This is a genomic window from Micromonospora sp. CV4 (assembly GCF_003667455.1).
Classification (GTDB): Bacteria; Actinomycetota; Actinomycetes; order Mycobacteriales; family Micromonosporaceae; genus Micromonospora.
The window spans coordinates 1-8,646 of the sequence record NZ_RCVI01000430.1 but is presented as its reverse complement, the minus strand read 5'-3'; the positions used below and the strand labels follow the sequence as shown (position 1 = coordinate 8,646).

Genomic DNA, 8,646 nt, shown 5'->3' with positions numbered 1-8,646 from the left:
GTTGTTAGGGGGTGCGGACGGCGTCCAGGGCCAGGAGGGCCACGTGTAGGGAGAGGGAGGCTTCGACGGAGTCGAGGTCGACGTCGAGGATTCGGGCGATGCGGGCCAGGCGCTCGTAGAAGGCCGGCCGGGACAGGTGGGCGGCGGCGGCGCCGGCGGACTTGTTGCGCCCCTGCTCCAGGTACGCGCGCAGGGTGTCGAGCAGCCGGTCCCGGGGGTGCCGGGCGTCGTACTCCAGCAGTGCGCCGAGTTCGCGCTCCACGAACGTCTGCAACCGGGGCTCGTCCCGCAGCAGGTGCAGCAGGCCGGCCAGGCCGACGTGCGGGAGCCGGAAGATCGGCAGGTCGCGCCGGTCCCGGCGGGCCGCCTCGGCGATCTGGCGCGCCTCGACCAGGGACCGTCGGGCCTCGCGCAGGCTGCCCACCCCGGAGCCGGCCGCCACGATCACCCCACCCGGGGCAGCCCCGGCAGCCCGGGACGGGTCGGCCCCGGAAACCACCCGGGACGCGTCCGCGCCGGGCGCCACCCGGGACGCGTCCGCGCCGGACGCGGTCCGGACCGCGCCGGCGTCGAGGCGTACGCGGCGCAGCGCGGCGGCGAACGCGGACAGCGCACGGTCCTCGGCGCCCGGGTCCGGCAGGGCCAGCAGCGCGCCCACCGAGTGGTCGTCGACGGCGCTGGTCAGCGCGGTCAGCTTCGCCTCCCGCAACGCCTGGCCGACCGCCTCGGACAGGTCCCGCAGCCGGGCCGGGCCGGCCTCGGGGCCACCCTCGCCGGCCGGGTCGTCGGCCCGGTGCCGGACCATCACGCCGACGAGGTACCGGCGTTCCAGCACCACGCCGAGCGCCCTGGCCCGCAACGCCACCTCGTCGACCGGCCGGGAGTGATCGAGCAACGCGGTCAGCAGGGTGCGGTGGATCTGCCGTTCCAACCCCTCGGCGTCGCGGCGGATCAGCCGGCCCAGCGCGAGGGTGGACGCGGCCCGCTCGATCAGGATGGTGAGCCGGGTCGGCGGCCCGTCGCCAGGTCGGGTGTCGGGCGCCACCGGGTCGGTGCCCCGGCGGCTGGGCAGTTCCCCGCCGGACGGCCAGCGCAGCAGCAGCCGCCCCCAGTCCTGCCCCCGGGCGCCGACGACCGTCACCAGCCAGCCGCTGTCCGGGTCGTACGCGGTCCGCCCGGCCGGCCGGATCCGCCGGGAGTGCTGCTCCCAGCCGTCCAGCAGCAGTTCGGCGCTCTCCCCCGCCGGGTCGTACCCCAGCACCTGCCGGGACAGGTTCTCCAGCACGACCGGGCAGCCGGACAGCTCGGCGGCCTGCCGGATCACCTCGGCGGCGTCGGCGCCCTCGACCGACAGGTCGGTGAACCGCTGGTGGATCTCCTCGGTGGCGCGCAGCTCGGTGAGCTGCGCGTCGACGATCAGCGCGTGCACCGCCTCGGTGATCCGCACGAACGGGGTGGCCCGGCGCAGCTCCACCAGGGGCAGGCCACGCCGCTCGGCGGCGGCGGCCATCACCCGGGGCACCCCGCTGACGTACCGGCGGCCCAGCTCGACGACGAGCCCGGAGACGCCGACGTCGGCCAGGTCGCCGATGAACGCGCGCAGCCCCGCGTCGTCGCCGGGCAGCCCGATGCCGGTGGTGAGGACCAGCTCGCCGCCGCCGAGCAGGGTGGCGATGTCCGGCACCTCGGCGACGTGCACCCAGCGGACCGGCCGGTCCAGCCCGGCGTCCCCGGCGACCACGCGCGGCGCGCCGTGGCGGACCGGGTCGAGGGCGAGGACCTCACGGACGGTAGGGAACACGGCCGCCACGCTACCGTCCGTGACGCCGGATCTCGACATGCCGCCACCGGCGGGCACGGTCACCGGGCGAATCTGTCCCGCGTCCACCGGCTGACGAGGGCGTACCCACCCTCACCAGGGGTCGTCGCGGCTCAGCTCCCAGCAGGCCACGGCGGTGGCGGCGGCCACGTTGAGTGAGTCGACGCCGCGCCGCATGGGGATGACCACCCGGACGTCGGCGGCGTCCATGGCGGCCCGGGTCAGGCCGGCGCCCTCGGCGCCGAGCAGCAGCGCCGAGCGGGCCCGCTGGGCGGCGTCGAGGCGCTGGATCGGCACCGCGTCCGGCGCCGGGGTCATCGCGAGCACGGTGAACCCGGCCGCCCGGACCTCGGCGAACGCGTCCGGCCAGGGGTCCAGCTTCGCGTACGGCACGGCGAAGACCTCGCCCATGCTCACCCGGACGCTGCGCCGGTAGAGCGGGTCGGCGCAGCTCGGCGACAGCAGCACCGCGTCCACCCCGAGGGCCGCCACCGCCCGGAAAATCGCGCCGAGGTTGGTGTGGTTGTTGACGTCCTCCAGGATGACCACCCGGCGCGCGGTGGCGAGCACCTCGGCGGCCGTCGGCAGCGGCCGGCGGTGGAACGACGCCAGCACCCCCCGGTGTACGTGGAAGCCGGTGGCCCGTTCCAGCACGTCCTGCGTCGCCGCGTAGACCGGCGCGTCGCCGGTGTCCAGGTCGGCGAGCTGGTCGATCCGCTTGGCGTCGACGAGGTACGACCGGGCCGGATAGCCGGCACGCAGCGCCCGGCGCAGCACCAGCTCCCCCTCGGCGATGAACAGGCCGTGCGGGGGCTCCCAGCGGGTGCGCAGCTCGACGTCGGTGAGCGCGCGGTAGTCGGCGATCCGGTCGTCGTCGGGGTCGGTGATCTGGTGGACGGGCACCCGACGATTCTGCCGGACGCCCAGCCCGGCGTTCCGGGGCCGGTCGAGCACGCACCATCGAGGGCGTTTTGTCCGTAAAGGAAGGGGAATGGCGTGCGGCGTACCGGACTCGACGGGAAGGACCAGCCAGGTGAGCACAGATCACGCCGCGCCGGACGGAGCGAGCACGCTGCCCCAGCACCCGACCGTCGCGGACCACATCGTCTCCCGCCTCTTCAGCTGGGGAGTGCACCGCTACTTCGGCTACCCCGGCGACGGCATCAACGGCCTCACCTCCGCCCTGCAACGCACCAACGAGCGGGCCCAGTTCGTCCAGGTGCGGCACGAGGAGACCGCCGGCTTCGCCGCCTCGGCGCACGTCAAGTACGGCGGCGGGCCGCTGGGCTGCGCGCTGGTGACCAGCGGTCCGGGAGCCATCCACCTGCTCAACGGCCTGTACGACGCCAAACTCGACCACCAGCCGGTGATCGCCCTTGTCGGGCACACCGTGGTCACCGCCGAGGGCGGCGGCTACTACCAGGAGGTCGACCTGCTCGCCCTCTACAAGGACGTGGCCGCGGCGTTCCTGGCCCAGCTCGACCACCCGGCCCAGGTTCGCCACCTCGTCGACCGGGCGTGCCGCACGGCGCTGGCCCGGCGTACCGTCACCGCCCTGGTACTGCCCGCGGACCTCCAGGACAAGCCGGCCGTCCCGGACCCGCCGCACGCACACGGCTACTACCAGACCAGCAACGTGCCGAGCAGCACGCCGACCGTGCCGCCCGAGGCGGACCTGCGCCGGGCGGCCGAGGTGCTGCGCGGCGGGCAACGGGTGGCGATGCTGGTGGGGCAGGGCGCGCTCGGCGCGCAGGACGAGGTCCGCGAGATCGCCCACCGGCTCGGCGCCGGGGTGGCCACCGCGCTGCTCGGCTTCACCGTCGTCGACCACCGGGAGCCGTGGGTGACCGGCGCGATCGGGCTGCTCGGCACCCGGCCGAGCTGGCAGATGATGAGCCGCTGCGACCGGCTGCTGATCGTGGGGAGCAACATGCCGTACTCGGAGTTCTACCCGCAGCCCGGCCAGGCCCGCGCCGTGCAGATCGACCTGGACGGCACGCAGCTCGGTCTGCGGTACCCGACCGAGGTCAACCTGACCGGCGACGCGGCCCCGACCCTGCGGGCGCTGCTGCGCGAGCTGGGCCCCGGGCCCGGGCCGACCGAATGGCGGACGGAGATCACCGAGGCCACCTCGACGTGGCGCCGGGTGCAGCGCGACCTGGCCGAGCAGGACGCCGAACCGGTCAACCCCCAACTGCTGTTCAGTACGCTCAGCGAGCGGCTGCCCGACAACGTGATGCTCGCCGTGGACTGCGGCACCGCCACCGCCTGGTACGCCCGGCACGTGCAGGTCCGCCCGGGGATGCTGGCCAGCCTCTCCGGCACGCTGCTGTCCATGGGCGGCGCCATGCCGTACGCGCTGAGCGCCAAGTTCGCCCACCCCGACCGGCCCCTGGTCGCGCTGATCGGCGACGGGGCGATGCAGATGAACGGCGTCAACGAGCTGATCACCGTGGCCAAGTACTGGCGGAGCTGGGCCGACCCACGGTTCGTGGTGCTGGTGCTCAACAACCGGGACCTGGCGTTCGTCAGCTGGGAGCAGCGCTCCAGCGAGGGGACGCCGATGTTCCCGGACAGCCAGCAACTGCCGGACATCGGCTACCACCAGTGGGCCCAGGTGCTCGGGCTGCACGGCGAGCTGGTCGACTCCCCCGAGCAGGTGCCCGGTCTCTGGGAGCGGGCGCTCGCCGCCGACCGGCCGACGGTGATCAACGCACTGGTGGACCCGGCCGAGCTGATGCTGCCACCGCACTTCACCGCCGAGCAGGCGCGCAACACCGCGGCGGCGGTGCTGCGCGGCGACACCGACTGGGCCGGGATCATCCGGCGCGGGCTGCCCGCCACCCTGGCGAGCTACCGGCCGCGTCGCCGGAAGGGCTGACCGCCGGCCCCGGTGGGGTCAGCGCTGGCGGGATCAGCGCTGGCGGGTCAGCGTTGGCGGGTCAGCGTTGGCGGGTCAGCGTTGGCGGGCGAAGCCGACGAAGGCCCGCCAGGCGGCCGGCGCGAAGGCGAGGGTGCCGCCGGAACGGTCCTTCGTGTCCCGGACCAGCACCACCCCCGGCAGGTTGTCCGCAACCTCCACACAGGAGCCGCCGTTGCCGCCGGACCGGCTCGACTTGCGCCACTGGGCACCCGTCAGGTCCATGTCTTCGCCACTTCCTTGATCAAGTCGAGTGACTGTCGCCGAGAGAGGGCCTCGTTCCGCACGATCTCCCAGGTGCCCGACAGCCTAGCAACGTCTGCGGCCTGCTCCACGATCTGCGCGGTGAGCTGGTTGTCGGCGTGCGCGACCCGATCGCCGTCCGGCAGTTCGGCGATGATGAACTGGCCGGCCATGCCCAGATACATGCCCGTCTCGGCTGGCACGACCTGCAACTGCACGTGGTCCAGTTCCGCCAGCTCCACCAGCCTGGCAAGCTGTGCGGCCATCAACCCAGGCCGGTCGACCGGCCGACGGATCACCGCCTCGTCGACCACGGCCACGAGTTGCGGCGGCTTCTCCCGCGTCAGGATCACCTGCCGGTCGAGGCGCGAGGCGACGGCCCGGTCGATCTCCTCAACGATGAACCGCCCACCGGCCAATGTGGCTCTCGCATAGTCCTCCGTCTGAAGGAGCCCCGGAACGTACAGCGGCTCGTACCAGCGGAGCAAGACGGCTTCGCGTTCGAACTCGATCCATTCGCGGAGCCAGACCGGCGCGGCGTCGTCCTTGACCAGATCGGCCCAGAGCCGCACGAAGAGCCCGCCGGTGTCCAGTGCCCGGTCCACGGCGGCGAGGTAGTCCTCGCGGGGCGGGCGGGTGCCCAGCTCGACCGCGCTGACCTGCTTGCCGGAGAAGTGCGCCCGCTCGCCCAGCTCGTCCTGGGTCAGCCCGGCCAGGGTGCGCTGCCGGCGCAGCTCGCGGACCAGGAACTCCGACGCGGACACGCTCACCGGCTCTCCACCTCCTCTACGGCGGGCCGGGCGGGTTCCCGAGCACTCTCGGGTGCCGGTCCGGTGCTCCCCGCCCTCCTGCGGAAGCTTCCGAGCGTAGTGGCCTGATCAGCAGACTGTGAAGCACGCGGCGCCGGGTCGGCGGCCATTCCCCCGGTACGCCCCGGCGCCGCTCCCCCGCTGACGAGGAGACATCGTGGACGCAGCAGAAGCAGGAGCAGAACGCAACGACGGCGGTGGCGGGCGCGACGCGGCTGGCCGCGTACCCCCGGATCGGTGTCGGCCGGCGGCGGTCGGTGAGCTACCGGCGTGGCTGGAGCCGCACCGGCCGTTGAAGCCGCTCTGGGTGTGCGCCGGGTGCGGCGACCCGTGGCCGTGCGCGGTGGCCCGGCTGCTGCTGCGGGCCCGCCACGAAACGGACCGGGTACGGCTCTACGTCCTGCTCACGGCCGTCTTCGCCCAGGCCGCCCGGGACCTGTACACGCTCAACCCCTACGACACGCCGCGCCCGCACGCGCTGTTCGCCCGCTTCGTCGACTGGTCCGACCCGCGCTTTCGCTGACCGCACCGCGGTTGCGGTCAGCCGCGGCGGTCGAGCCAGCGTTGCAGGAGCGAGCGGGGGTCGTCGTCGTCCTCGCGGGTCGGTCGGCGGTCCGGGACGGGGGCGCGCTCGACCGGGCGGCGGGGTTCACCGGCCAGCTCGCGGCTCGGCGCGACGAACGCCTTCTCCGGCTGGCCCTTGACGGCGGTGGCGATGACCCGGGCGACCGCGTCGATCACCTTGGTCTGCACCGCGGAACCCACCGAGTCGGTCGGGTCGTCCGGGTTGGCGGCGATGCCGGCGACCGCGACCTGCGGGGTGAAGCCGACGAACGTCTCGGTGGCGTTCTCCTCCGAGCTGCCGGTCTTGCCGGCCACCGGGCGGCCGTCGAGGATGCCGTTCACACCGGTGGCCGTACCGCCGTTGCACTGCCCGTACGGCGACTGCTGCCCGACCGAGCAGCGGGCGGCGTCGGTCGCGGCGCGGGCCACGTCGGCGTCCAGCACCCGCTTGCAGGACGGCTGCCCGACCGGCACCTTGGCGCCGTTCGCGGCGGTCACCGACACCACCGGCACCGGCGTGCAGTAGGTGCCCTCGGCGGCCACCGTGGCATACGCGTTGGCCAGGTCCAGGGGGGTGGTGGCGGCCACGCCCAGGGTGAACGAACCCCAGTTGGCGGCGTTGTCCTTGGCGAAGGCGGCGTCCGAGTCGGCGCGGAAGGTGATGCCGAGGCGCTGCGCCATCTCCACCACCTTGTCCTGGCCGACCTGCTCGGCCAGCCAGACGAAGTACGTGTTCACCGAGCGGCCGAAGCCGTCCCACATCATCCGGTACCCGTCCATCCAGTCCGGGTTGGCGTTGGCCGGGCACCAGCGGCCGTCACAGCTGCCCGGGCCCTCGGCGGCGTACCGGGTCGGCAGCTTGGCGGGCGCGTCGAAGCCGGTGGAGAGGGTACGGCCCGACTCCAGCGCGGCGAGCATGGTGAACAGCTTGAACGTCGAGCCGGCCTGGTACCCGTCGACGCTGGCGCCGCCGGAGATCAGCGGGTTGACGGTGTTCGGGTAGTTGGCCTGCCCGTTCGGGTTGTCGGCGAGGCTGTAGTGCCGGTTGACCGCCATCGCCAGCACCTGGCCGGTGCCCGGCTGCACGGCGGCGATCGGCAGGGCGCGCTTGTTGTCGTACCCGTAGACCTTGGTGGCCTGTTGCTGCGCGGTGGCCTGGATCTGCGGGTCCAGCGAGGTGACCACGGTGTAGCCGCCCGCGCGCAGGGCCTGCTCGCGCTCCGGCACGGTGGCGCCGAACGCTGGCTGGGTCACCCACCAGCGGCGCAGGTAGTCGCAGAAGTAGCCCCAGTCGTCGTGGCCCTGGGCCACGGCGGTGCAGCCGTTGGGCTGCTGCGTCGGGTGCAGGGTGAGCGGCTCCGCCTTGGCCTGGGCGGCCTGCGCTGCGGTGATCGCACCGGTGTCCGCCATCGAGTCCAGCACGTACGACCGGCGGGCCAGCGCCGCGTCCTTGTCCCCGTCGATCGGGCTGTACGCGTCGGGGGACTGCACCAGGCCGGCGAGCAGGGCCGACTCGGCGAGGGTCAGCTGCGCCGGGGCCTTGCCGAAGTAACGCTGGCTGGCCGCCGCGATCCCGTACGCGCCGGAGCCGAAGTAGGCGATGTTCAGGTACCGGTTGAGGATCTCGTCCTTGCCGAGGCTCTGCTCCAGCGCGCCCGCGTACCGGATCTCCTGGATCTTGCGCCCGATGGTGGGGTCGGTGGCGGCGGCGCGTTCCTCGGCGGTGCGGGTGGGGTCGGTCTTGAGCACGTTACGGACGTACTGCATGGTCAGCGTCGAGCCGCCCTGCTCGGTGCCGCCACCCTTGACGTTGGCCACCAGCGCGCGGGCCAGACCACGCAGGTCGGCGCCGCCGTGCTCGTAGAACCGCCGGTCCTCGGCCGCCACGATCGCCTGCCGCATCACCGGGGCGATCTCCGACAGCGGCACATCGGTGCGGTTCACGTCGTAGAACGTCGTGAGCAGCGTCTTGCCGTCGTTGGCGTAGAGGTAGGAGCGCTGCGGGGTGGCCGGCGTGCGCAGCGCGTCCGGCAACGCGGCGTACGTCCCGATCGCGGAGCGGGCGGCGAACCCGAGCAGCAGATTGCCCGGCAACGCGGCGACTGCCAGGGCGAGCCCGGCCAGCAAGCCGGCGAGCAGCACGGTGAACAGCCGCGACAGCGGCGAGCGGGAGGCGGCCATGCAACCCAGGATTGCCACAAAAAACGCCAACCGACCACCCCCAACCCCCGATTGTCAGCAACTTCACGACCCCTGACCAGCAAGTTCCCACCCAAACCCCCATCCAGACC

The 8,646-nt window shown here is 73.5% G+C and carries 7 protein-coding genes; 2 read left to right on the top strand and 5 right to left on the bottom strand.

Annotated elements, in window-relative coordinates; translation table 11 throughout:
• Window positions 1-4: 4 nt before the first annotated feature.
• Together EAD98_RS29625 and EAD98_RS29620 are read right to left on the bottom strand one after the other, a co-directional pair.
• On the bottom strand, window positions 5-1,840 hold the full coding sequence (locus tag EAD98_RS29625; RefSeq protein WP_121657247.1) for a PucR family transcriptional regulator: 1,836 nt from the start codon (window positions 1,838-1,840) through the stop codon (window positions 5-7).
• A gap of 72 nt (window positions 1,841-1,912) precedes the next feature.
• Window positions 1,913-2,773, bottom strand: a complete 861-nt coding sequence (locus EAD98_RS29620) for an RNA methyltransferase (RefSeq protein ID WP_233584029.1) — start codon at window positions 2,771-2,773, stop codon at window positions 1,913-1,915.
• A 79-nt stretch (window positions 2,774-2,852) separates the two neighbouring features.
• Between EAD98_RS29620 and EAD98_RS29615 the strand changes: the two genes are divergently transcribed.
• On the top strand, window positions 2,853-4,700 hold the full coding sequence (locus tag EAD98_RS29615) for a thiamine pyrophosphate-requiring protein (RefSeq protein ID WP_121657243.1): 1,848 nt from the start codon (window positions 2,853-2,855) through the stop codon (window positions 4,698-4,700).
• 75 nt (window positions 4,701-4,775) lie between these two features.
• Here the strand turns inward: EAD98_RS29615 and EAD98_RS29610 are convergent, their stop codons facing one another.
• The gene (locus EAD98_RS29610) at window positions 4,776-4,964 is read right to left on the bottom strand and encodes a DUF397 domain-containing protein (protein WP_089019930.1); all 189 of its coding nucleotides are present in this window, start codon (window positions 4,962-4,964) and stop codon (window positions 4,776-4,778) included.
• On the bottom strand, window positions 4,955-5,746 hold the full coding sequence (locus EAD98_RS29605; RefSeq protein WP_121657245.1) for a helix-turn-helix transcriptional regulator: 792 nt from the start codon (window positions 5,744-5,746) through the stop codon (window positions 4,955-4,957). Before EAD98_RS29605 ends, EAD98_RS29610 begins: the two co-directional genes overlap by 10 nt.
• A 202-nt stretch (window positions 5,747-5,948) precedes the next feature.
• Between EAD98_RS29605 and EAD98_RS29600 the strand changes: the two genes are divergently transcribed.
• Window positions 5,949-6,314, top strand: coding sequence for a hypothetical protein (locus EAD98_RS29600; protein ID WP_233584028.1), 366 nt, complete (start codon window positions 5,949-5,951; stop codon window positions 6,312-6,314).
• A gap of 17 nt (window positions 6,315-6,331) precedes the next feature.
• Here EAD98_RS29600 and EAD98_RS29595 read toward each other — a convergent pair whose 3' ends face one another.
• Complete coding sequence (locus EAD98_RS29595) at window positions 6,332-8,536, bottom strand: transglycosylase domain-containing protein (protein WP_233584027.1); 2,205 nt, start codon at window positions 8,534-8,536, stop codon at window positions 6,332-6,334.
• Window positions 8,537-8,646: the final 110 nt, after the last annotated feature.

Bases quoted from the DNA above. Each gene is read 5' to 3' on its own strand.
- EAD98_RS29595 (WP_233584027.1), bottom strand. From the start codon at position 8,536: ATGGCCGCCTCCCGCTCGCCGCTGTCGCGGCTGTTCACCGTGCTGCTC.
- EAD98_RS29610 (WP_089019930.1), bottom strand. From the start codon at position 4,964: ATGGACCTGACGGGTGCCCAGTGGCGCAAGTCGAGCCGGTCCGGCGGC.
- EAD98_RS29625 (WP_121657247.1), bottom strand. From the start codon at position 1,840: ATGTCGAGATCCGGCGTCACGGACGGTAGCGTGGCGGCCGTGTTCCCT.